Annotated in this window: 22 protein-coding genes and 1 pseudogene; 17 read left to right on the forward strand and 6 right to left on the reverse strand. The window is 40.8% G+C overall.

Annotated elements, in window-relative coordinates:
• Window positions 1–26: 26 nt before the first annotated feature.
• The 4 genes from KN811_RS10050 to KN811_RS10065 form a co-directional block, all read right to left on the reverse strand.
• Window positions 27–3,224 (reverse strand): SusC/RagA family TonB-linked outer membrane protein, encoded by a 3,198-nt coding sequence (locus KN811_RS10050; RefSeq protein WP_187964275.1) that lies wholly within the window; start codon window positions 3,222–3,224, stop codon window positions 27–29.
• 352 nt (window positions 3,225–3,576) lie between these two features.
• Window positions 3,577–4,836: a FecR family protein gene (locus KN811_RS10055; RefSeq protein ID WP_187964274.1), complete on the reverse strand. Its 1,260-nt coding sequence runs from the start codon at window positions 4,834–4,836 to the stop codon at window positions 3,577–3,579.
• 42 nt (window positions 4,837–4,878) lie between these two features.
• The gene (locus KN811_RS10060; protein ID WP_187964273.1) at window positions 4,879–5,340 is read right to left on the reverse strand and encodes a protein-disulfide reductase DsbD domain-containing protein; all 462 of its coding nucleotides are present in this window, start codon (window positions 5,338–5,340) and stop codon (window positions 4,879–4,881) included.
• Window positions 5,341–5,499: 159 nt separating this feature from the next.
• Window positions 5,500–6,171, reverse strand: coding sequence for an RNA polymerase sigma factor (locus KN811_RS10065; protein WP_187964272.1), 672 nt, complete (start codon window positions 6,169–6,171; stop codon window positions 5,500–5,502).
• A 1,307-nt stretch (window positions 6,172–7,478) separates the two neighbouring features.
• On the opposite strand from KN811_RS10065, the gene KN811_RS10070 reads away from it, so the two are divergent.
• From KN811_RS10070 to KN811_RS10095, 6 genes are all read left to right on the forward strand, one after another.
• Entirely contained in the window at window positions 7,479–7,724 is a 246-nt protein-coding gene (locus KN811_RS10070; RefSeq protein ID WP_187964271.1) for a helix-turn-helix domain-containing protein, read from the forward strand.
• 30 nt (window positions 7,725–7,754) lie between these two features.
• On the forward strand, window positions 7,755–8,228 hold the full coding sequence (locus KN811_RS10075) for a hypothetical protein (protein ID WP_187964270.1): 474 nt from the start codon (window positions 7,755–7,757) through the stop codon (window positions 8,226–8,228).
• A gap of 410 nt (window positions 8,229–8,638) precedes the next feature.
• A complete protein-coding gene (locus KN811_RS10080; RefSeq protein ID WP_187964269.1) occupies window positions 8,639–9,193 on the forward strand; it encodes a hypothetical protein in 555 nt (184 codons plus the stop codon).
• Window positions 9,194–9,549: 356 nt separating this feature from the next.
• A complete protein-coding gene (locus tag KN811_RS10085) occupies window positions 9,550–9,804 on the forward strand; it encodes a DUF6364 family protein (protein ID WP_187964268.1) in 255 nt (84 codons plus the stop codon).
• A complete protein-coding gene (locus KN811_RS10090; protein WP_187964267.1) occupies window positions 9,794–10,225 on the forward strand; it encodes a type II toxin-antitoxin system VapC family toxin in 432 nt (143 codons plus the stop codon). The genes KN811_RS10085 and KN811_RS10090 overlap by 11 nt, the downstream gene beginning before the upstream one ends.
• A 62-nt stretch (window positions 10,226–10,287) precedes the next feature.
• Window positions 10,288–10,428, forward strand: coding sequence for a hypothetical protein (locus tag KN811_RS10095; protein ID WP_425596709.1), 141 nt, complete (start codon window positions 10,288–10,290; stop codon window positions 10,426–10,428).
• Window positions 10,429–10,650: 222 nt separating this feature from the next.
• On the opposite strand, the gene KN811_RS10105 is transcribed toward KN811_RS10095, so the two are convergent.
• A complete protein-coding gene (locus tag KN811_RS10105) occupies window positions 10,651–11,628 on the reverse strand; it encodes a GlxA family transcriptional regulator (RefSeq protein ID WP_187964266.1) in 978 nt (325 codons plus the stop codon).
• A gap of 142 nt (window positions 11,629–11,770) precedes the next feature.
• Between KN811_RS10105 and KN811_RS10110 the strand changes: the two genes are divergently transcribed.
• The 8 genes and pseudogenes from KN811_RS10110 (at window position 11,771) to KN811_RS10145 (ending at window position 17,175) form a co-directional block, all read left to right on the forward strand.
• The gene (locus KN811_RS10110; RefSeq protein WP_187964265.1) at window positions 11,771–12,196 is read left to right on the forward strand and encodes an SRPBCC family protein; all 426 of its coding nucleotides are present in this window, start codon (window positions 11,771–11,773) and stop codon (window positions 12,194–12,196) included.
• 10 nt (window positions 12,197–12,206) lie between these two features.
• A complete protein-coding gene (locus tag KN811_RS10115) occupies window positions 12,207–12,581 on the forward strand; it encodes a DoxX family protein (RefSeq protein ID WP_187964264.1) in 375 nt (124 codons plus the stop codon).
• Between the two features lie 15 nt (window positions 12,582–12,596).
• Window positions 12,597–12,827, forward strand: a pseudogene (locus tag KN811_RS10120) (SRPBCC domain-containing protein); the annotation flags it as partial.
• A 12-nt stretch (window positions 12,828–12,839) separates the two neighbouring features.
• Window positions 12,840–13,241 carry a VOC family protein gene (locus tag KN811_RS10125; RefSeq protein ID WP_187964263.1) on the forward strand — a complete coding sequence of 134 codons (402 nt, stop codon included), beginning with the start codon at window positions 12,840–12,842 and terminating at the stop codon, window positions 13,239–13,241.
• A gap of 487 nt (window positions 13,242–13,728) precedes the next feature.
• Entirely contained in the window at window positions 13,729–14,463 is a 735-nt protein-coding gene (locus KN811_RS10130; protein ID WP_187964262.1) for a DUF2846 domain-containing protein, read from the forward strand.
• Window positions 14,464–14,754: 291 nt separating this feature from the next.
• The gene (locus tag KN811_RS10135; RefSeq protein ID WP_187964261.1) at window positions 14,755–15,249 is read left to right on the forward strand and encodes a DUF3592 domain-containing protein; all 495 of its coding nucleotides are present in this window, start codon (window positions 14,755–14,757) and stop codon (window positions 15,247–15,249) included.
• 540 nt (window positions 15,250–15,789) lie between these two features.
• Window positions 15,790–16,257, forward strand: coding sequence for a hypothetical protein (locus KN811_RS10140; RefSeq protein ID WP_187964260.1), 468 nt, complete (start codon window positions 15,790–15,792; stop codon window positions 16,255–16,257).
• Between the two features lie 516 nt (window positions 16,258–16,773).
• Complete coding sequence (locus KN811_RS10145; RefSeq protein WP_187964259.1) at window positions 16,774–17,175, forward strand: hypothetical protein; 402 nt, start codon at window positions 16,774–16,776, stop codon at window positions 17,173–17,175.
• An 86-nt stretch (window positions 17,176–17,261) separates the two neighbouring features.
• Here the strand turns inward: KN811_RS10145 and KN811_RS10150 are convergent, their stop codons facing one another.
• Complete coding sequence (locus KN811_RS10150; RefSeq protein ID WP_187964258.1) at window positions 17,262–21,752, reverse strand: excinuclease ABC subunit UvrA; 4,491 nt, start codon at window positions 21,750–21,752, stop codon at window positions 17,262–17,264.
• Window positions 21,753–22,004: 252 nt separating this feature from the next.
• Between KN811_RS10150 and KN811_RS10155 the strand changes: the two genes are divergently transcribed.
• The 3 genes from KN811_RS10155 to KN811_RS10165 all read left to right on the forward strand — a co-directional run bounded on the left by KN811_RS10155 (window position 22,005) and on the right by KN811_RS10165 (window position 23,431).
• A complete protein-coding gene (locus KN811_RS10155; protein WP_187964257.1) occupies window positions 22,005–22,331 on the forward strand; it encodes an ArsR/SmtB family transcription factor in 327 nt (108 codons plus the stop codon).
• On the forward strand, window positions 22,332–22,781 hold the full coding sequence (locus KN811_RS10160) for an SRPBCC domain-containing protein (RefSeq protein ID WP_187964256.1): 450 nt from the start codon (window positions 22,332–22,334) through the stop codon (window positions 22,779–22,781).
• A gap of 74 nt (window positions 22,782–22,855) precedes the next feature.
• On the forward strand, window positions 22,856–23,431 hold the full coding sequence (locus KN811_RS10165; RefSeq protein WP_187964255.1) for a dihydrofolate reductase family protein: 576 nt from the start codon (window positions 22,856–22,858) through the stop codon (window positions 23,429–23,431).
• Window positions 23,432–23,580 lie beyond the last annotated feature (149 nt).

Consider the following 23,580-nt stretch of genomic DNA (forward strand, 5'->3'; position numbering starts at 1 on the left):
GTTTTTTATATTTTATCTGTACGTATTTAAAAACTTAACTGAATCCCAAGAGTAAGTACTCGAAGAGGTGGAAGCATACTTGAACTCTGGGTTTCCGGATCCAATCCTGGAAAATTGGTTATAGTAAACAAATTTTGTCCACGCAAATAGAGCTTACTATTACTTCCAAAACCCAATTTTTTCGGAAGATTCCAGGATAAGGACAGGTTAGTCAGGCGGATATATGATGCATCTATAATACCACCGTCACTTGATCGATACGCATCATATGCCTCAAGTGCTTCTAAATCATTAAAAAGGAATCGCTGTATATGGGTCATGTCCCCTGGTTGCTGCCACCGGTCCATTACCCTTACCGGTTGATTGAATGGTCCTCCAGGTGAGTTAAAACTTCCTATATAACTACCCGTTTGCTTAACAAATTGCAGAAAAACATCTAATTCAAAGTCTTTATAGTTTACGGTATTTTGAACTCCCCCTTCATATTTACGGGATATTTCCTTACGAAATTGCAAATCCAATGGCCATTCCGGATTGCTTGTGCTGTTTCCCTCTGTATTTTCAAAAGTATAAAGGCCAGTTTCCTCGTCTACCCCAAGAAAGTGAAAGCCAGGAAAAACGAACAGAGATTTCCCTACCTGATATTGATTAGCAAAAGGTGACGCTTCTATATTTTCATACTCCAATAGTTTGTTTTCTGGAAAGGATATATTAAAACCTGTATGCCAACTAAAATGATCTGTTCGAATATTGATGGTATTTAATGTAAACTCCCAACCTTTATTTTCTACCGTAGCGGGCAAATTAAATTGTATAGTGGGCTGTCCAGTAATAACGGGAAGGGGAAATCCTACTAACTGATTAGAAGATCGATTGCGATACCAACTACCGGAAAGAAAAATACGATCTTGGCTTAATCCTATTTCCAGGCCTACTTCTAGTTTTTTATTTGTCTCCCATTGGTAATCCGGATTAGCTAGGCGGGTAGGGATCAGACCGGGTTGCCCTAAATATGGATATTGAGTGGAAGTATAAGTGTCCAGATATCCGTAATCGCCTATAGCATCGCTGCCTGTAGTGCCATAACTCCCCCGGAGTTTGCCAAAGCTAATAAAACTATTCTCCAAGAACGGTTCCTTAGAAAATATCCATGCTGCTCCAACTGCTCCAAAATCAGCAAAGCGTTTTCCGGGGCCAAAACGGGTAGAACCATCCCTACGTCCGGTCAGATTTACAATATATTTTTTTTTCCAGTTGTAATTTATACGTCCAAAAAATGCATTATAACGGTACTGAGTGTAACTTGATTGTCCAATTCTAATATCAGATGCAGCCTGAATATTTTTTAATAAGGCATCATTGGTATATCCTGAACCCGAGATTCGTCGTACTTCATTTACGTTTTGTTGAAACGTGCCTCCTACTAAAAGATCAAGCACACCTTGTCCAATATGTCTTTTATATTGTACCTTGGGTTCTACAATCCAGGTTTTCCGGTAACTGTCCGAAAGAACAGAAAGTCCTGTACGACCTGCACGTAGAGCAGGATCAATCATGCTTAAAGGTCGAATCCTCATCTCTTTCACCTGTATATTGGTATAACCTAATTGTGAAGAAATATGTAACCCAGGAATTAATTGGTAATCAAGCGTCGCGTTGGCTATAAAATTATCAGTTATCCCATTGTATTCTGCTTCTAAAAAGGCTAAAGGGTTTTCCCAAGTAGAATTTTCCCAATTGAGACCTCCTTTATCAGTATACAGAAGGGGAGCATTGGGAGGTAGTGTCATCGCCCTTTGGGTAAGGTCCTCTGTAAACAAATTGATATCATCTGAAGTATAGGATGCGGTCAAAGAAACCTTAAACTTTTGGTTTGAAGTAGTATGTGATAAATTAAAATGACCCGATATCCGGGTATCATCTTGGTCACCCGGGTAAACCGTGGTTTGTCGGAAATAACTGCCTCCAATCAAATATTGGGTATTCTTATTTCCTCCGGAAAGAGAAATTTTTGCATTATTATAATAAGCCGTTCCCCCAATTAGTTCCTTTTGCCAATCAGTATATCTGTTTTGATCCCATATTTTTAGCTCTGGGAAAAACCTGTCAAAGTCCGGGTTTTCAAGAAATGATTCGACATCATCATTGGCAAACGCTTCATAGCGCATTTCTAAGAATTGCTTCGTATTTAGCAAATCCATCCTACCCGTTACCTTACCGGCTCCACTATATATATTAATATCTACACGTGACTTTCCAGGTATTCCTTTTTTTGTTGTAATTAATACTACCCCATTAGAACCCCTGGAGCCATAAATTGCTGTGGCGTCAGCATCTTTTAACACTTCTATGCTTGCTATATTGGATGGATCAATACTATTAAATGGACTAATAGAATTGGGGAGCATATTGGAATCCACTCCAAGTGGATTTAACGGTGAAGAAGGAAAAGGCACCCCATCAATAATATAAAGAGGGGCATTAACTCCAATGTTATCCCTAATACTATTCTGCCCGCGAATACGAACTCTGAATGTTGCTCCTGGAACTCCAGATTCTTGGATTACCTCTACTCCTGGCATTCTGCCTGCAAGTGCCTGTAAAGGATTTGCTACGGGCTGTCTTTCTATTTCTGCCGCAGTAATCCTGGAGATATTCCCTGTCCGTTCCCGGTCTTTTACAGTATAGTACCCCGCATTCACCTCTACCTCCTCTAAAGCGGTTACGGCTTCCTCCATTTGTATATTAATTGTGGTACGTTTATCAACAGGTATTTCAACAGTTTTATAGCCAATAAAAGAAAAGCTAAGTGTATCTGAAGATTTCACATCAATACCATAGTTGCCATCAAGATCAGACATAGTGCCTTGATTCATTCCTTTAAGAATAATATTAACCCCAGGCAAAGGTGTATGGTCAGGAGCAGTAACAGTTCCATTTACCCGGAATTGTTGGACTTGAGGTTTATCTATATCTTTCTGTTTTGGAAAAACTTTTGTAGCTGGGGAAACCTCTATATTACTAAGAATTATATCTCTATCATTAATTTCATAGGTTATCGAAGAATCTTTAAAAAGGTCCTGAAGTATCTTTCGAATATTTTTTTTCTTCATTTTAATACTGACCAGACGATTTACATCCAGGTCCTTCTTTTCGTAATGAAACTGGAATTCTGAGATCGCTTCTATTTTATCAATAACTTCCAGTACGGTTACAGCTTTCATGTCCAGGGAGAGTTTGGTCTTCTGGGCATACCCGCTGTCCGCATGTATCTGGAACAGTGTTACGAAGAACAACAACAAAGAGATCTTCATCTTCAGGTCAAATAGTGGAGGCGGGCTATGCCTAAACCCCCACGTGTTAATATTTTTCATAACTTTATATGATTTTAGTTGTACTAAGGCTAAAGTCACCTGTTTTATCGGAGGGTGTGGACGCACTCTCCGATTGTTTTTTACCCGTGCTCCTCCCGGTATTTTAGGGCAAAGAGCATCCGGGCAATAAAGTAATATTACTGCTTCATAGGCCTACTTATTTTAGTTGAACTCCCGTGTATATATTGTAGTTCCTGGTAAGTTATTCCGGGGTAGTTATGGTAATGGTGTTTCTTTCTTTTACATAATCGAAAGGAACGATCTTTTGAAATATATGTAATACGCGTTCCAGGTCGGGTTCATCTTTAAAAGTGGAGGTTAGGCGCCTTTTGTTCAAGGCCTCATACTTGTTTTCGATCTTTACATTGTAGTGCCGCTCTAATTCTTTTATGATCAGGTCGAACTTGTCGTCTACAAAGTACAACTGGCCCCTGGTCCAGGCGGTATATTTCTCTATTTTGACTTCCTCTACACCAATGCTTCCGTTTTCAAAAACAGCCCTTTGCCCGGGTTTAACAAGTAGCGGTTCTTCTTTCCCCTGGGTATCATCGGGCTTATAAACCCCTACACTCCCTTCTACCAGCACCGTATGGGTGTTGTTTTCATTTTTGTAACTGGTCACGTTGAATTTAGTACCTAATACTTTGGTATTCATCTCCCCGGTAACTACGGTAAAAGGGCGGGTTTCGTCTTTTTCTACCTCGAAAAAGGCTTCACCATCCAGGAAGACATCCCTGGGCCGTTCAGATAAGAACTTTACGGGGTATCGTAATTTGGACCCGGAATTCAAAAAAATATGAGAACCATCTGATAATACTAATTCAAATTTCTTCCCGTATGGCACAGTCAATTGATTATATACCAGGCCTTCTGTTTCTGTATTGGGATCGTTAGCATAAACCAATACATTTTTCTCCTGGCTGACCACCCGTTGCCCTTTTGCCGTAGTAATTATTTGGGATGTTGTTTCGTCTATAACCTCTATGGAACCATCCTGTAATTCCAGGGTAACCTGTGGAGAAGCAGTTTCCGAAAGTCTAGCTGCCTTCTCCAGTATTCCGGATTTATCAATACCGTAAAAAACACCGAAAACCACACAAAAACCGATGGCAACTTTAAGCCAGGGGTTCTTCTGCCGTTTTTTACCCTGGTTGCCAAACGGTGGTTGCTGAGCGGAGCCGGAATAAGCCGGGGTTCCTGGCTGGGTTTTCTTTGCTGTTCGCCAGTCTATGTCTTGCCAGGACATTTTAATAGCTGTCCCCGATAATCCCGGGTCCTGCCCCTGCCATCGATCCAGGATAGAAACCATTTCCCTGGCCTCCTCCACAATGTCTTTTTTCCCGGGATTTTCTGTTAGCCAGTTTTTCCAAAAATCATCGGTGACAGGGTCCGGGTCGAGAATCCATTGCTGGAAATACTCGTCGGCAATAAAATCTTCTGTTTTATAGTGCTTATATTTCATTTTTAATGAATGTCAGGTTATGGTTATTTGGGGGTATCCATTCTAATTCAGTTTCACATTAAATTCCACTTCCTGTGGCAGAAGACATTGTTGATCTGTACAGGCCATAAAGGTGACGCTTCCCTCCAGTGTTACGGGGCGATCTGATCCGTTTTCCAGTTGAACAACCTGGACAAAATCGACCATCCCTTCAAAATAGCGGGTATCTACCATAAAGACCTCTTCATATTTTTCAATAAGACTTCCTTCCTCCTTAGGGTCACCCTCAAACTTTACACCCGGGTTTCCTTTAAACGCAATTGTAGTAGGTACAGGCCCTCCGTCTTCAGTGTATTGCGAATAGATGTGCCAGGGATATTCCATCTCTGCCGAGATACGTACTTCATAAGTTTGGTTGTCCAGTTTTTTGGAGGTAAACCGCCATTCTACCGGGTCCAGGCCTTGTGATGAAGCAGTTATCGCAGCAAAAAGAAACACCGAGAGTATGTATAGTTGTGTTTTCATGTTTTCAAGAAATCAATTGTTTGGGGTTTTTGGCAACTGAAAAGATCAACCCCTCTATTAGTATAGACAGGAGAGGTGCTTATTTTTCAATGTAAATTGAAACTCTTTTTGAAAAAAATCATGAAATGCGGTATTTACGGGGGAATAATGGCTTTTTGCTTATGCAGTCAAAGCAAGGAACAAAGCCAAAGAAAACAAGTGGCCCAGATACCGGTTGAGCAATTCTATGGCGCGGGACATATGGTGATAAACATTTCTGACCTTCATGTCCATGACCTCTGCAATTTCGTCATAGCCTAAACCGCTATTGAACCTGAGGTGAATAAGCTGCTGATGTTTCCTGTTTAATTTTGCTAAGGCCTGATTTAATTTATGCTGTTCTTTTTCCAGTTCTTTTTCTCTTTCGGCAACATCATATTCAGGAGAAGAAGCTAACTTGCTTTTTTCGATATGCTTTTCCGTCTCCACCAGGGAAAGCAGCTTTCTTTTTTTACTTGCCCTGGCAATGATCTTTCGTTTAACCGATTTGTAGAGGTAAGGTTTAATACGTTTTACCTGGCCTAATCTCTCCCGCTTCTCCCACAGGCTTACGAAATAATCCTGAATGACATCCATAACCAGGTCTTTGTCCCTGACCAGCGTTAAACCGTAGCGATACAGATGGGAAACATTGTTTTTATAGATCATTTCAAAGGCCTTTTTATTTCCCGTTTGAAACGCCAGCCATAACCGTTCCTCAGAAATTCCCGCCATGTCCTCCTCTTGTCCCATAAGGTTCCCTGATATATTATCTTGTTCCTGTATTTCTTCCAAAGAAAAATGTGCATCCATAACATATCGTTTAAACAGGCTTCGACGAGGCTATTGGATGTTTATAATAGTATAACAAAAAAGGTGTGGGGTGGATTGTTTGGCAAGAAAAAGCCCTGAATGTATTTTAGTAAAAGGTATGCATCATATACCTTGCTAGCCAGGTTGCCTTTCTTTGTGCTATAAACGACAACAAAGAAAAAGTTATAACAGACAGGCCATGCTAACAGCTCTTTGACCTTGCACCCTTCATAAGCAGGTGCGTCAATACATACTATATGGGGAGTTTAACGGAGTAAATACGAAATTTACTTTTTATATGTTAAATATAAATTATTAAAGAACACAAATGACTATAAATGTCAATTATTTTTCAAAGTTATCAATAAATTATGAAAACACAATTGTTAAGATGTAAAAATAAGATGCCATTATTGAAGATTTATTAAACATTATTATAATGTGTTTTTGATACCTATTTCAAAACAAAATCAACACAACACTTGTGCTTTACGTACCTACCCCCTTTAATTCCGGAAGTTACCAAAACTCTCAAAATGGAAACCGGGAGATTTAATTCTCAAAACAGGTATAAACTATTCCCGGGTGTGAGCTTCGGTTAGGGCTGTATGCAAAAATCTGACGGCTTTTAAAAACCGGCCACCATACTTTAAGAAAGCAAATTTGCAGGTCATAAGAAAACAAATTACTTTTATAGGCATTGCGAGTACCCGATAGCTGTAACTGTCTTTTATCCCTGTGGCAAACCTTATTGTGTTTTCCGCGGGTACGGGGCCGGTGGTACCGGACAGCATGCATGGCCTAACGCCTTTGCTTTTTGCTGCCGGTTGTGCCCTCATTCGGGAGGGCGTTTGATTTTTTGGAATATAGATTGGGGTTGTAGCTGGCTGTTTTGGCACAGGGCAAAGCCTGTTGCTGGAGACGTACCACGAAAGTGCTCTGATGGGTTTGTTTTACTCGCCTTCATATACTCCTTTGGTTTATGATGAACGAGCTTAAAAAGCGAAAAGGCCGGAATTCTACCTCCTACCTTTGTCCAGGCGCTAGCAAGCCTACAACACGGTTTTCAGTAGAACCCAGCCTAAAGCATGCGTAAAGATACGCAATATCTTTAGACGTGGGTTTAATTCTACCGCCTCGTGTTGTGTCGAAATGCTAGCTTCGGACGCTGAGGCTCATTAAACTCACAATCTATTTGATAGATGTAGTAATCAAGTTAAACAGCACAACAAATACTTAGTTATGACTATGCAAATATAAAATGTTAGTCTGAACTAAGCAAATGTTTTAAACATTTTTTTTCTCTAATGGCAAAAGAAGTTACTCCCAAAACAAAAATAGAGTTGGAAATAGTCCAGCTTGTAAAGGATAGAAGAGCTGAATTAAATCGTACTCAGTCCCATATCTCTGACCTACTTGGGGTTACACGTGGTTACATTGGCCAAATTGAAATGGAAAGTTCTCCCAGCATGTATTCTTATGACCAATTGAATGAACTCGCTAAATATCTTGAATGTAGTATGAGGGATTTTGTGCCTGAACATCCACTATAAACAACTGATATAGACGCTTAAAGAAAAAAATTGAAAAACAACAAATTACAAACAGATTATTTTTTAGAATTTGTTCTAAAGATAATCTCAAAAGAATATTCTGGAAAGTCCAAACGGGAATTAGAAACTGTTGTTAGGGATATTCTTGGTATGAGAAATCTTGTTTTAGCAGAATCTTTTTACGGTGTACTGCAACTGCTAAATATGAATATTGATGTATTGTGTGATAAACTGTTTAAAGATCATAAGTTCACACGACTCCATTTAGTCTCTGAATCTGGTAACAAGTTAAAGGACTTTTTGTCGCCCTTTGTACAAGGCACAAAGGATGTTGCCTCTGCCGCAAATATTGAAAATACCAGATTGAGCAGGTTGTTAAAAGGTGAATTTATGCATCTATACCCTAATGAAGTATATGGCCTTTCCAAGTCTCTAGGTCTTAAACCAAGCCAACTATTTTACTATTTATATGGTGACGGAGAACGGCCGGTGGTAGGGGTGTAATTAGTAGTTAGACTACGGGAGTGATAAAAAGCGGGGCATTGAAACAACAGAAAATAATACTGAATAATAAAACATGCCAAGTTTAGAGTACATTCTTCAAGGACCTTTTGAGGGTTACCTGACCGCCAAAACAGAAAGTTTTGCGGGAAATGCGCTCCTAACCGGTCCTTGTTTGAGTAAAACAGGAGTCAGTGTCAAAAGAATAATTATAAAACAAAAATGAGCGATAGACCTATTATTCAGAGTACTTCCATCCATGACTCGGATGTGGATCAAATCAGAAAGATTTTTGGAGTAACGCACTACAAAAGAACATTACAAAACCAAACTTAAAAATAAATGCTTGTCACGAACGAACTATAGACTGGAGCACCAGACTATATCATCAACAATAAAATTTAATTAAATCCGTGAAAAAAATTCTATTAGCAGGTTTAATAGCAGTACTATTTATATCATGCTCCAATACAATAAGCAAGGCGGAAGCTGAAAAAATCATAAAGGATTGTATAGAGGAACATCCCAAACATGGAAAGATCTATGTATGGAAAGGGAGGAATACCTTTTATAAAGACAGCATTTTACATAATGAACGTTTAGACGTATTAAAAAAATTGGGAGAAGAGGGCTACCTGAAATTAGATTTAGAAGAACAAAGAGACACCTGCACCATTTATAACTTAACATTAAATAATAAGTCAAAAGAATATACTTTAAAAAGCTACGAAAAGACTGGCTGGAATATCGAAACAGATTACGAAGTATTAAAAACATATGATTATGAGTTTGTTAGCATAAAAGAAATTTGGAAAGTACCAAAAACCAAGGCTACTCTTGTAACGGTAGTTTATAAAAAAGTAAATAAGACTCCTTTTTTCGAACTCAGTGAGGATAAAACAGATTTTAAAACAGTAAAAGAGACCATTTGGGAATCCTCTTATGATTATTGGAAATCTTGTGATTAAAATAGTAAGGGTAGACCCTTTTCCCCCAACTGGTTCTCATTTGAGTCCAAGTCAGTTGTTTCAATGTTGTACCCGGTGAAATGATGAAGGCGTATGTTGAAAAATACCCTGTAAAGAAACGTAAGTAAAGGCCACAAGCCGTATTATTTTTGGCTTATAAAGAAAATAACGCCCCGTGTTTTAGTCGAGGCGAAAGAGAAAGTTGGTGAGGTGATGAAAGTGGAGCCGGTATAGAAATAGGTAGTGGGTAATTTTGTATTCACGACAAAGAATTGTATATATCTATAATTAGCTCTCATTTCGAAACACGTGTTGTATGTTAAGAAATTAACACGTATCTTTGTTAGAAAAGCATTATGAATACTAAATTGACATTGACCATAGAAAAAGAGGTAATTGAAATTGCCAAAGCGTACGCCAAAGAAAAAGGGCAAAGCCTGTCTGAAATGGTTGAAAATTACTTTAAACTGGTAACTGTAAGCCGAAGAAAAATTAAAGAAAAGCAACTTTCCCCTAAAGTCAGGAAGCTAAGAGGAATAATCAAGACTGACGGAAACATTGACTATAAACAAACTTTAACCGAAGAATTATCTAAAAAATATGGCGTTTAAACTGTTTATAGATTCAGATGTAGTCATTGACTTTTTTACGGATCGAGAGCCTCATGCAAATCCGGCAAGCGAACTTTTTGAACTGAACGAAAAGGGCCATGTTGTTTTGTATCTGTCTGCTGTAAGTATCAACAATATTTACTATATCGTCAGGAAGTTTTTAGGACCTAAGAAAACACTTGAAGTTGTAGAAACGCTAACAGAAATGACAGAAATTATCGGAACAACAAAGAAAGAAGTAATACAAGCTCTAAAAAATGACTTTAAAGACTTTGAGGACTCTATTCAATATTCTTCAGCATTGGCAATTAAAGGTTTAGATGCTATTATCACACGCAATATAAAAGATTACAGAAATTCGAAAATTGCAGTTATGACACCACTGAATTTCCTGAAAATGAAAGAAAAAAACGAAAGTTAATCGAGATATTCATTTTGAATGAACAATCCTGGACCGATGCCAGTGTTGTGAACAGGCTATCGGTGGATCTAAAATCGGAGTGCCCGGATATGGGGGTGTCGCCCCGTAACCTATGGGATATGAAACGATTCTATGAACGTTATCGCGATGCTTCCATGAGACTTTACCCACACCTATGGCCGAACAGGCCAGTGAACTTTTAAAAAATAAATATAACTTAGGGTTCCCCGGTTTAACCGAAACGGTAAAAGAAACGGAGTTGGAATGCAGGCTGATTAAAAAAATCAAGTACTTTATCCTGGAACAGGACCAAGCGTTAAAAAAACAGCCGGTGGCTGTTTTTAGCGAAGGGGCCAGGTGGCGCTCCGGCAACAAAAAGGGCATTTTTTAGCCCATTGAATTCTTTTTAAACAAGCTCTAAACAGTTACACCTCATGGGCCACCTTTGCAAACTTATTTCTGTACTCAATCGGGGTAAGTCCCGTGATCTTTTTAAATATATCCCTAAAAGCCTTCGTATCGGTGTAACCTACATCAAACATGATCTCCGTGACATTCTTTCTCGATGCTTCAAAGAACGTTTTGGCAGCTTCTATTCTTACCCGTTGTATATATTCGATGGCTGTATTGTTGGTAGCCTCCTTAAATCTTCTTTCAAATGTTCTGCGGCCCGAATTGATTAAATTGGCTAAAGTTTCTATTTTTATTTTATCGCCATAGTGTTTTTCGATATAATCCTGTACTTTTTGGATATCGTCATCACCGTGATTCCGCTGGCCTTTGAATATGGCAAACTGAGATTGGCTGTCTCTCCCGATATCCAATGCAAAATATTTTGAGATCATGACTGCTGTTTCCCTGTCGGAAAACTTTTCAACCAGATACAATATCAGATTCCATAAACTACTTGCCCCACCACTACTGTAAATATTATCGTGTTCGGTGATTATTGCACCATCTTCTACCTCCACCTCCGGGAATCTTTCTTTGAACTCACTGATATAAGCCCAGTGTGTAGAACATTTTTTGCCATTGAGCAAACCTGTTTCGGCTAAAAGGAAAGCGCCGAGGCATAAACTGGCAAGGCCGGAACCTTTTTCGTGTAATTTCTTAAAATAAGGTATCGCTTCTGCATTGGCCCGAATCCCTTTGCCCGTATCACCGAATGCAGGGGGTATAATAAGCAGGTCGGTTTCGGTTACATCTTTGAGCAACCTGTCGGTTTTTATCATGTATTCGCCATTGTTAGCGGGTACATACGCCCTTAGCCCCACATACTCGACCTCGAAAATGGGCTTTTTGCCAAATGTGGTTAAAAACTCATTAGCGGTATGGAAGGTTCTGAATGGCGGTGTAACGGCTTCAATAACGCCATACTCGGGTACAAAGACAGAAATCTGCATGGCAACTATTACGATTAAACCGCAAGATAAAAAATAGTTTTGTCATAATCCCCCCCTAAAACTGTCATTTTCACAACAGCCGTGATTTCATACCGCATTGTAACTTTGAATTATAAAATTTAACCATCAAATATTAATCGCAATGGAACAAGTAACAAAAATTACGGTAGAAGCAACAGCAAATGCTCCCGTAGCAAAAGTATGGAAGGTATGGAATACACCGGGCGACATCATGCAATGGAACACGCCCGACCCGAGCTGGCATACGCCAAGCAGCGAAAACGACCTGCGGGTTGGCGGTACGTTTAAGAATAGAATGGAAGCCAAAGACGGCAGCTTCGGTTTTGATTTTGAAGGCATTTATGATACGGTGGAACTGCATAAGGAAATCAGCTACACCATGAGCGATGGAAGAAAAGCCACCACCTTGTTTGCCGAGCAAAATGGCAAGACCAGCATAGCAACCACATTTGATCCTGAAACAGAAAATGATCCGGAGTTTCAGAAACAAGGATGGCAGGCTATCCTGAACAACTTTGTAGCATATGTTGAATCGGCTAACCCGTAAATGAATAAAGATGAAGAAGTACAAAATAATCTTTTGGGTGGCCACTGCCATCATTATACTCTGGGAAGGGGTAATGCCGCTCGGCACCATGCTGTTTGCGCCGGAGTATGTGAATGCGGGCACAGCACCTTTGGGCTACCCCGATTACTTTGCCTACGCGCTTATTAGCTGTAAAGTACTCGGCGTTTTTGCGATTGCTTACCCCAATATACCGGGCAGGCTAAAGGAATGGGCATATGCAGGGCTGACGTTTAGTTTAATCTTTGCATTCATCAGTCATGCCTGTGTAGATAAGAACGTTGGGTTTATGCTACTGCCACTGGTGGTGTTGGGTATTCTTGCCGTTTCCTACATGTATAACCATAAGATCCGTACTCATGGCTAAGGCGGAACGTATCTTGAAATAAAACCGAATGAATTTATTAAATATACCGACAGGTTTGACGATCCCGATTTGCCCGGAGAAATAACCACAACCATACAACTGAACAGGGTTTCGTGCGGCACTGAACTTCATGTGGCCCAGGAAGGGATCCCCGAGGCAATACCGGCAGAAATGTGTTATTTGGGCTGGCAGGAGTCGCTGGAGAAATTAATAAAACTTGTAGAGCCCGAAATACCTGATGCTTAATTTAATCTCATTATGACTGATGCTAATAACGGTAAATTTGTGAGTGCGGTTTTCATAACCTTTTCCGGGAACTGTAAAAAGGCGCTCACCTATTACCAGACCTGTTTTGGCGGTACCCTGCAATTCGAGACTTTTGGAAGGGAATTGCAAGGGTATGCCGAAATGCCTGTTGTCAGCGGATCGCTGGTTTCCGACAGGATAGTCATTCACGGTTCGGACCTGGTACACGACGAAGGAAGAACACTTGGAAATTATATGTCTATTTTTCTACACTGCAGAAATACATATGATAGAAAAGCGCTTATTGAAAAACTAAAATTTAATACACAGATTCCTTTTGTCAATGATGGCGATGACCAAAAACTGGTTGAGGTAACCGATGCTTTTGATGTGAGGTGGGTATTGAACGTTTAGGGACAGCTTAGGTACGACAGGCTTTGGGCAGGGATTTTTTTATTTTTTACGGGAATCCGCAAAATACGCTGTGGGGTATTTGTTTTCTTTGTAACTGTTAAATTCACTACCTCTATGAGGTGTCCCGACTGGTCCTCGTTTGAACCCCAATGAAATTTTGTTGGCTCTGAAATTATACTTTCGACAGGTTAATTAAGATTTTTATATATTTATAAGCGTATTACTGACTTTTTAGTGAAGTGGTGATACCTTCTTCCCCCTACTTTAATGCCTGAAATGAGGTTCGTTTTGGGTAAGCATCTTATGGCTTTATTGGATAAAATAGTTGGGGTTATGGCATTCCGTAGAATAATTTGCGGATCGTACTATAAAATCCAATGCTATTAAAAACAGGTAAAAAAGTGTTATTGCCCTGAAATTTTAGGGGTTATATCGCTGTTTTAGTGTTAATTATAACGAATTGGCAAAATTTAAACTACGAACTCAAATGAACAGAATACAATTACCCTTACTGCTTATTGGAATCACCCTGGTGGCGTGTTCACCAAAAATCAGAAGCAACCTGGCAAACACAACTTTTCCGCCACTGGAATCCAAGGATAAAATTATTATACTTGACGAAAGTGAAAAAGTTCCTGAAAATTCGGTGTTGGTTGGGGACTTGAAAATAGGGGATTCAGGATTTTCAACAGATTGCGGATATACTACTGTAATTGAAAACGCCAAAGAAACCGCCAAAAAGTCCGGAGCAAACATCATAAAACTGACCGAAGTTAAAAAACCGAATTTCGGTAGTAGCTGCTATCGAATAAAAGCAAAACTTTATAGGAACTCCGGCCGGGAGGCCATGGCAACTCTAACTTCTGAAAGAACCCTGAAAAACAAGTCAAGATTACCTGAAGATGCCGATTATGCCATCATTTATTTTTACCGGCCAAAAAGTTTTCAAGGAAGCGCCATTGGTTATAAAGTAAGACTTGATGACGAAACCGAAATCGGGAGGGTTCGGAATGGCGAAAAATTTGAATATAAAACCAAAGATTTTGGAAAACACAAATTTTGGGGCAAAACGGAATCTCAGGATTCAGTTGTTATTGACATTCAAAAAGGCCAAGAATATTTTGTGAGATGTGGAATGAAAATGGGAATAGGTGTTGGAAAGCCTGAAATGTATTTAATAGAAAATCACGTTGGAATTAAAGAATATGAGAAAATAGAATAAAGGCTTTTGCCAATGGTATGGCTACACAATAATAAAAAGCATTTAGCATCGCCCCAATGGTCCCCGTTTGAACACTGTGGAAACGGGGACCCGTCGTGTAATGTGTTTACTTCGATACTTCGATACTTCGGTACTTCGATACTTCGATAAACTCAGTACAAGTAAACTCAGTACAGGTAAACTCAGTACGAGTGTAACGCGTATGAAAGGGCATTACAAATGCCGGATAAAATGCCCCCCCGTTGCAAACGGGCGCCAGCGGGGTTAGCCACTTTGATTCCTATTTCGGATATGACAAAAATACCCGAAAAGAAAGAAGATAGACACCAAACTGAAAACGCCGTTGCAATTATGGCCTTTATCATAGTAGTATTCGCAATATCGGATTATTCATTATATACAGGATGGATATTTCTCCTGCTGGGAATAATCCAGTTTGTTGACTTATACAAAAACATGTATTTGAAATATAAAAGAATACGAAAGAACGGGGTAGAAACAACCGGCATTGTCACCGGGTATGCCGGAACCTTGCACCTGTACTATCCTATCATAAAATATCAGACCACGGACAATTCCTGGGTTACAGCAAAGTACGGGCACGGATTTAACTTTAAAACCTATAAACCGGGAAACAAGGTTCGTATTAGATATAATCCGGACAGACCACAGGATATTATTATCGTCCCGGACTTCCTTAGAAGTCTTACTCCCTGGATTACTCTTATTTTCTCTTTATCAGTTATCACTGCCGGAATCTACATTATAATCAAGCAAAGCGGTTAAAATCAAAAAAAGCTAATTGTGTATATTTGTATGTTGGGCAACAAGCTGAAATAAATTATTGCGGTTTGTTTTAAACTTTAAGATACAAGTAATTAATAAAATAATAGGATTATGATACTCTTTTTGATAATACTTACCGTTATATTTTGCGTCACTGCCTATTTTTTTCGGGGGCTCATTTTAAAACAGTACAGGGATCATATACCAAATAAAAGACTTAGGAAAATTGGTATAGGTGAAGGTGTTTTATGGATTGCTTTTGGCGCTGTTTGGTTAATACTTATCCTCGCGAAGTGGGCAGACCTTATACCTCAGATAAATTAATAAAACTGGTAAAAACAGCTGTTTACTTCCTGGCGCTCGTTTGAGCGCAACGGAAACGAGTGTCTATCGTAAAAAGCGTTTACTTCGATAAACTCAGTACGGGTGTAACGCACCATAAAAAATGCATTGCAAATGCCGGATAAAATAGACACCCGTTGCAAACGGGCGCCAGCAGAAAATTCACGATTTTAAAAGGCCTCTGATTAGCAAGGAACAATGAAAAAAATAATAATCGGCATTATAGTTTTAGTAATTACCGGGGTAATAGCTTTAATTTTTTATGTACTGACAGACAAAAATAGAGATGTAAGCGGAAAAAAGCCGTATCTGAATTATATCAATCGGGAATTGCGGGTTATTCATCCCACATATTTACGTTGGGACGAATATGATCGTATTTATTATTTGCCGGATCCGGATATTTCACCGGAGAGCACGGATTTAGAAATTCCCCGGGGAGCCATATTTCGATTTAAGAAAGTGATCCATCGGAACAAAGCAGTCAGTGGCGTATCATTGAGCTTATGGCATGGAAGTTTAACGATTGACAATAAAAGCCAGGACATCATATTGGCCTGGGGTGAAAAACATATAATCTGTCTTGAAGCACCTTGTGGCTACTGGACTTATCCGAAAGCCCCTTGGCAAAACAAGGCAGATCCGAACAAGTATTTTATCGATTAATAAAACCAGGTGTTCCAGTCGTATCAAACTGGCAGATTTTGTTGGCTGGACATTGTATATTAACTTTCAATTACATGTTAAATATTTAGTATGAAAAAAATTGGGGATTATTTTTGCTTTGGCCGGGATGTTTATGGAATGCTCCTGTAACCCTCCCCAAAAAGCGGACCGGTAGTAATTGGGCAAAAAGTTTAATTTTAACAGTCAGATCCTACGAAAAGGCCCGGTATTGGGTTTCCTGTCTTAGTCTTCTAAGTCTATTCAAAGAACCTTACCAGGTGCTCGTTTGAGTGCAACGGAAACGAGGCCCCCCTTTACCTTTAGACAAGGCAAAATGCTCTTACCCCTGAAAAATACCCCCAACTGGTCCTCGTTTGAGCGTCGCGGAGACGAGGACCCATCGTAGTAATGCGTTTATAACGCGCACAGGAGGGTATTACAAATGCCGGATAAAATGAACACCCGTTGCAAACGGGCGCCAGCTGGGTAACATATAAATACGGATGGCTAAAACAAATGAAAGTTTACGGAAAATGTAAAAATTGCAAAACTGAAATCGGATATTTTACAAGTACGCATACAAGAGTTGAATTTGCAATGCAAGACGGAGAAAAAAAAGCGCTGAATTGTAAAAATTGCGGAACAACAACGGAATTTCATGTTGATGAATTATTTACGAAAGAATCAAAAATTGCTCAAATAGGAGCAGGACTGATTTTTTTAATTGGAACCCCATTAATGTTCTTCTTCGTGAACCCGATATTTACAGGAAGCAGGAATCATTATGTGATTTATATTATTGGCGGATTTTTGCTCATACCCGTAATAGTTTATGGAATTATAAAAAAACAAGACCAAACGAGGGTGAATTCATTTAATAGAAGTAAACTGAAAGGAAGAATTCATAACCTCGGATAAAAAGCTACTGACCCCTTCTGCCCTCCGGTTCTCCGACTTTTTTGACACTATCCCAAAAAGTGTGTAAACCAACCTTTTTCATTACATCACTCCAACACCACGCCAACGCCTATCTTTTCCAGTAAATAAGGGTTATGATCTATCACTAAAAGATCATTGTGCACACTGAGTTGCTGCAATACCCCGTACAACAAATCGATATCGGCATAATGCAATCCTATGCTGGGTTCATCTAATATCAATAGTTGATCTTTCGTTTTGTTTTGCAACCAATTGAGCAACAACAAACGTTGTTTTTCTCCGGAAGAAAGTGATTTTACCGTTTGGTCGAGTCGCACATGAGAAAGACCTATATGGCTCAATGCCTGTAATTGTTGTACTGCCCTGGCTGTACCGGTATAAGCGGCTATCCAGGCCAGCAATTCTGTAACGTTCATTGCCAGGACATCTGCCATATGTTTTCCGCCTATGGTATATGCCAAAACAGCTTTTTGATAGCGTTTTCCCTCGCATACATCACAAATTTCAATATGCCTGGCAGCTACATCCAAACTCGTGGCTACAACACCACTTCCCTGACAATGCGAACATTGACTCGTTTTGGTCTTATACGAAAAGTCTTTGGCCTTACCCCCTGTTTCCTTTACAAATACCTTAGTGATCACTTTTAAGATATCCAAATAGGCTACCAGCAAAGTACTGTTATAGGCTTGTAGTTTCTTAGGTTCAAAATAATGTATGCCCTGGTATGGCTTCGGAAAATCGATACGCTTGCAATATACAGGTCGATGCTGCTGTAAACCTGGCATTACCACCTCTTTTACCAAAGTAGTCTTCCCGATACCCGACTTCCCTGTTATGGCTGTAATACCGCCTACCGGAATGTTTGTTTGTGCTCTTTTCAGACTGTGACGTTCTATGCCTTCTATATGAATATGCTCTTTTCCTTGCTGAAAGCGTACCACACTACTTTCTGTTTTTATATAAGGATGACATACTTCTGAAGACCGGTAAGCGGCTGCACTTCCCTGAAACGTAATTTCACCCCCCATGCTTCCTGCTTCCGGACCTATCTGCACCAAATGGTCGGCCGCCAACATAATGTCTTTGTGATGCTCAATGACAATGACCGTATTGCCTTTGGCTACAAGCGTTTTCAGCAAAGCGATCAGATCTGGTATATTGTTTTGGGATAAGCCCGCCGAAGGTTCATCCAGCAAATAGGTGACCCCTTGTAACGGACTATTTAATTGTTTGACGAGCGAAACCCGCTGTTGTTCGCCGCCACTCAAAGTACCCGACTTTCGGTTGAGCTGTAAATGGTCTATATGCAATTGACGCGCCCGCTCCAGGGTATGTTGCAGATGCGCATGTAATTTTGCTACCAATTCAGCATCAATAGCATCTTTTGGCCGAATATTTACCAACCATTCTTCAAACTCCTGTAAACTCATCGCTTTCAGGTCTCGCATAGTGTTGCCACCCAGGGTAACCGCCAAACGCTCGGGTTGTAACCCGCTGCCCTGGCAATGGCTACAAACTTCCGGTGCTAACAAAGCACGTAAATGTTGAATATTTTTGTTCTTACGGGTAAGAAAGTATTCGTCCGTTAAATAGGTAAACAAACCTTTCCACTCCATCTTTAGCTGTTGGGTTCCCGCTCGTGACCTTGTTTTGAAAGTCCAGGTAGTTTCCCAGGTTTTCTCCGGGATTCCATGAAAGATCACAGCCCGTTGCTCCCGGGTCAATGCCTTAAAAGGCGTTTGCAGATTAAAACCATACACCTTCCCTATTTCACTTACGATCGCCATATACTGTCCGCCTGCCTGCCCATAGTAATACAAGGCTTTGTTGTGCTCAAAGAGTCCGTCGGCAATGCTCAGGGCTGAATCCAGCACTATTTTAGACAGATCGGGAAGCAATTCTTGTCCCACACCGTCACAAACACCGCATTTCCCTAATTCGTGTGCATTCGAAAAATGACTGGCGGACCATTCCCTGCCTTCGTATTGTGCTTTACGCGAAAAGGCAAAACGCAAACTTTTATCGATATCGGTTTGCCTGGCTACATCTGAACGCTCAGAGAACTGCTGATCTTTCCGGGTAATACAAATGCTGGGCGTTAACCCGGTGATATGGTCTACTTCAAACTGATAATCAACTCCTACCCTGTTTTGTTGATAGCTTGAAAATTGTTTGCTCATTTCCTGTAATCCGTAGCCATGCAGGGTATCGATCACCAAAGAAGATTTTCCCGATCCCGAAATTCCCGTAACCACCGTGAGTTGTTGTTTAGGCAACGTAATATCAATGTCTTTCAGCGCATGGGTCCGTGCTCCCTTGATACGAATGGCGTCAGTGGCCGATTGTTCGGGAATACGTTCGCTTACCTCAGCTATACTTTCGGCATTATTTACCCATACATCACAGCCCGACTGAAACAAAGCGTGATTCTCAAAACATACGATCCCCGAAGTTTCGTGTTTCAACTGATGCAAAGCCTTTAGCAGTTGCACTACATTTTGCCGGTGCAGCCCGATACTCGGTTCTTCTAACAATAAGATGGTCTGTTTGGCAGCCTTCGCAAAGTGTTTGGTGAGTTTAATGCGCTGTGCTTCGCCTCCGCTTAATGTATTAGACGGTTGCCCGAGTTTGATATATCCTAAACCTAAACGCAGCATCAACGCCAGAATTTCGGATAATTTCTTTTCATGCCGAAAGAAATCATAGGCTTCTGCTATACTGAGATCATAAATTTCTGCGATGTTCTTAGTCTTCCAATATACCTGAAGTACTTCCGGCTTAAAACGTTTTCCGTTACACTCCGGGCAGGTTTGATTAATGGTTCCCATAACACTCATCGAAAGGGTAATAACACCTGCTCCTTCACAACGAGGACAACGCCCTGCTTTGTTATTAAAAGAAAAGGCACTTTTCTTTAATTGCAATGTCCCGGCTTCATCGGTTTTTGCCAACAGGTCCCGGATCTTATCGGCCATTCCCGTATACGTCGCCGGATTGCTGCGTGGCGTTTTTCCTATCGGCTGATCGGATACTGTGCGTAATTGCAGCGCTTGTTCTTTGCTATAAGCTTTAATCGAATCTAATACCGCAGCTGTTTTTCTGCTTACTACCGATAAACTTTGCGCTGCCGGGTGAAAGTCTGCCTCCGAAAGCTGTTGTCGTTCGCTGTTCAAATTTTGTGCGGGAGAACGCAATTCAGCCAATGTCGGGCTCGCTATACCTTCTGCCTGGAGAAAATCTGTCCGCTTACCGTTAAAGATCACCTCTCCGCCATGAATGCCGGCTTTTGGGCCTAATTCTACAATCCAGTCTGCTTTCTGAATCAGATTCAAATCGTGCTCTACGACCATTACGGTATTTCCACGGCTGATCAAACGTCGTAAAATGCTATACAAATGCTGCTGATAGGCCGGTGACAATCCAATAGAAGGTTCATCAAAAACATATAAGATCCCCTGTAAACTGCTGTTTACCTGTTTAATGAGTTTGATGCGTTGCCCGTCTCCACTGGAAATATCCATGCTCGGCGTACGCAAGCGGTAATGATCCATCCCCAACCGGATCAAATCGTATAATGGGGTGCACAATTTGTCTACCAACACCTGCTCTCCTGCCCGGTACTTCCCTGCCCGGAGTTTATTATACAATTCTTGTAAAGGTAACTCCATCCACTCCTGAAAATTCAATCCTTTCCATCGATACTTCAAATGTTCGGCCTTGATACGTGCGCCCTGGCAACCGGGGCAGGGTTTAGCACTTGTAAACCGGAGAATACTCGGATTTCGATCCAGTCGGAGAATATTGTTCATAATGGGCAAAATCCCCTTATAATAACCTATTTCACGAGGTTTCGCCTTAAAACCTTCCCAACGCAGGCGCGATTCCAAACTATGCTTTCCGTAGTACACCTGTATGCGTTCACTACCCTTCCAGATCACCTCTTGTTGTCCGGGAGTTAAGTCTTTCCACGGAATATCTACATGAAACCCATGTGCTTCACAAACCTTATTCAACTCCTCAACGGTAACCTGCGAATACACGATATAGCCGTTGGGCAACGTGGTTACAATGGCTCCTTCGCGTAAAGTTCTGGTTTCGTCTCCCACCAATTTAGCGGTATCGATATATTCGGCCTCACCGATTCCGCGACATTCTTCACAAGCGCCTTTGGGATGATTGAACGAAAACAGGGACTTACTCATGCTTTCTGCCGCGGAATACCGGGCGAACAAAATCCGGAAGACGGGCGTCAACTCAGATAAGGTGCCAAACGTAGCGTTGATGGACTGAAAACGCCTGGATTGCTCTACCTTGATCACCGGCGGAAGCCCGGCTATATCATCTACCGAAGCTGTTGGTATCGAAGCTGCATTTTGTTGATTGTAAGCCGGCAAACTCTCTAAAAAATACCGGTAGCCTTCATTCCCGATCACGCCCATGGCCAGGGAAGATTTCCCCGAACCAGAAAGTCCGGTAACCACAATCAACTGGTTTTCAGGGATGGTTAAAGCTATATTTTTAAGATTGTTTTGGTAGGCGTTTTGAATGCGCATGTAGAACTTTCTTTTGCTATGGAAGTGGCAAAGGTACTAAGATTTTGAGAGCTGAAAAGGATATTACACTTTCAGTTCCGCTACCCCTGAATAGTATTCAAATGCTGAATAAAAACATAAAAAAACCTGACTCAAAGTTTAAAAAACCTTATCCTGCTTCTCTTTCTGTCCATGACGAACACAACTTTAAGCAAGCAATAACTTGCGTATTAAATTAGCAAGTGTTAACTTGCGCAATATATTCAATCACTTATGAGAAGAGATGTATACCAGGCCATAGCCGACCCTACCAGGAGGCAAATATTAATGTCACTTACCAAAGAAAGAAAAAAAGTAAACGCATTGGCATCGCAATTTAACATGACAAGGCAGGCCGTATCCCTGCACGTTAAATTTCTTCAGGAATGTGGGGTCATAAGCATTGAACAAGAAGGGCGGGAACGCTATTGCAACCTGGAAGCACAAAAACTTTTGGAAGTGGCCGACTGGCTTGAGCCATTCAAAGCACTATGGAATAACCGACTCGACAGGTTGGACAATCTCTTAAATGAACTGCAAGGAAAAACAAAAAGAAAATAAATGGAAGACATCAGTAAAAGAACCATGGAAATAACCCGAACATTCGGGGCTCCTGCCGAACTGGTCTGGAAAGTCCTGACAACTCCCGAATATATCAAAGACTGGTGGGGACCGGAGGGGTTTACCAATACCATTCGAAAAATGGAGGTAAAAGAAGGTGGCACCTGGGATTTTACCATGCATGGCCCGGACGGGACGGACTTTGTTAATTTTTATCACTACCTGGAAGTAAAACCCCCGGAAAAGATAGTCATGGAGCACAGGCAACATCCGAAGTTTATCATTATCGTACAGCTCTTTTCAGAGGGTGACCATACCAAAGTCGTTTGGCAAAATGTTTTTGATTCTGTTCCTACCAAAGAAGAAGCGATAAGGGCATTCAAAGCAGATGTCGGTCTTGTGCAAAACATGGAACGGCTTTCGCAACATTTAAAACAGCATCGGGTTTGAGGCCCGGAACTCAAGACGAGTTCTCCATACATGGATCAATCCAAATCATTCTGCAATAATTAAAATAGAACTGTATGAGAAAAATAATTTCATTTATGCACATATCGCTGGACGGTTTTGTAGCAGGACCGAACGGAGAAATGGACTGGATTAAAATTGACCAGGAACTTTTTGAATATGTAGGTCAGCGAATAAATAAAGGCAACACTGCCCTATACGGACGGGTAACATACCGGATGATGGAAAATTACTGGCCCGCCGCAGGGGCTAGTCCGACGGCAACCAAACACGACATTGAACATTCCAGGTGGTATAGTAAAGTTCACAAGGTTGTTCTATCAAAAACAATAGAAAATACGGGGTTGCCCCATACAACAATCATCTGCGACCACCTTCCGGACAAAATTAATGAAATAAAGCAACAGCCAGGTGAGGACATCCTGCTTTTTGGCAGCCCCACAGCGACACATTCACTTATTCAACAGGACTTAATTGACGGCTATTGGCTATTTGTTAACCCGATCATTCTCGGACAAGGTATTCCATTGTTTACGGGCATCAAAGACAAGGTAAAACTAAAACTATTGCCCACTACCCGACAATTTACGAACGGGGTAACCGAACTGAATTACACCGTGGACAGACCATAACTACAAACCGTTAACAATTTCGGCGGCCATGGGTTATGGCTATTGCTGGCGGTAGGGCTTCCCTCTTTTTACCGGTTTATCCGGTTTAAACCACCCGTTCTTTCAGGGCCTGTTAACATTACACACTCAAAGGTGCTTTCCGGTGATGT

The organism is Sinomicrobium weinanense, from assembly GCF_018863395.1.
Lineage (GTDB): Bacteria > Bacteroidota > Bacteroidia > Flavobacteriales > Flavobacteriaceae > Sinomicrobium > Sinomicrobium weinanense.

Bases quoted from the DNA above. Each gene is read 5' to 3' on its own strand.
- KN811_RS10065 (WP_187964272.1), bottom strand. From the start codon at position 6,171: ATGGATGCACATTTTTCTTTGGAAGAAATACAGGAACAAGATAATATA.
- KN811_RS10140 (WP_187964260.1), top strand. From the start codon at position 15,790: ATGAAAAAAATAATAATCGGCATTATAGTTTTAGTAATTACCGGGGTA.
- KN811_RS10155 (WP_187964257.1), top strand. From the start codon at position 22,005: ATGAGAAGAGATGTATACCAGGCCATAGCCGACCCTACCAGGAGGCAA.
- KN811_RS10110 (WP_187964265.1), top strand. From the start codon at position 11,771: ATGGAACAAGTAACAAAAATTACGGTAGAAGCAACAGCAAATGCTCCC.
- KN811_RS10090 (WP_187964267.1), top strand. From the start codon at position 9,794: ATGGCGTTTAAACTGTTTATAGATTCAGATGTAGTCATTGACTTTTTT.
- KN811_RS10165 (WP_187964255.1), top strand. From the start codon at position 22,856: ATGAGAAAAATAATTTCATTTATGCACATATCGCTGGACGGTTTTGTA.
- KN811_RS10135 (WP_187964261.1), top strand. From the start codon at position 14,755: ATGACAAAAATACCCGAAAAGAAAGAAGATAGACACCAAACTGAAAAC.
- KN811_RS10130 (WP_187964262.1), top strand. From the start codon at position 13,729: ATGAACAGAATACAATTACCCTTACTGCTTATTGGAATCACCCTGGTG.
- KN811_RS10160 (WP_187964256.1), top strand. From the start codon at position 22,332: ATGGAAGACATCAGTAAAAGAACCATGGAAATAACCCGAACATTCGGG.
- KN811_RS10125 (WP_187964263.1), top strand. From the start codon at position 12,840: ATGACTGATGCTAATAACGGTAAATTTGTGAGTGCGGTTTTCATAACC.
- KN811_RS10105 (WP_187964266.1), bottom strand. From the start codon at position 11,628: ATGCAGATTTCTGTCTTTGTACCCGAGTATGGCGTTATTGAAGCCGTT.
- KN811_RS10060 (WP_187964273.1), bottom strand. From the start codon at position 5,340: ATGAAAACACAACTATACATACTCTCGGTGTTTCTTTTTGCTGCGATA.
- KN811_RS10085 (WP_187964268.1), top strand. From the start codon at position 9,550: ATGAATACTAAATTGACATTGACCATAGAAAAAGAGGTAATTGAAATT.
- KN811_RS10150 (WP_187964258.1), bottom strand. From the start codon at position 21,752: ATGCGCATTCAAAACGCCTACCAAAACAATCTTAAAAATATAGCTTTA.
- KN811_RS10070 (WP_187964271.1), top strand. From the start codon at position 7,479: ATGGCAAAAGAAGTTACTCCCAAAACAAAAATAGAGTTGGAAATAGTC.
- KN811_RS10050 (WP_187964275.1), bottom strand. From the start codon at position 3,224: ATGAAAGCTGTAACCGTACTGGAAGTTATTGATAAAATAGAAGCGATC.
- KN811_RS10115 (WP_187964264.1), top strand. From the start codon at position 12,207: ATGAAGAAGTACAAAATAATCTTTTGGGTGGCCACTGCCATCATTATA.
- KN811_RS10055 (WP_187964274.1), bottom strand. From the start codon at position 4,836: ATGAAATATAAGCACTATAAAACAGAAGATTTTATTGCCGACGAGTAT.
- KN811_RS10145 (WP_187964259.1), top strand. From the start codon at position 16,774: ATGAAAGTTTACGGAAAATGTAAAAATTGCAAAACTGAAATCGGATAT.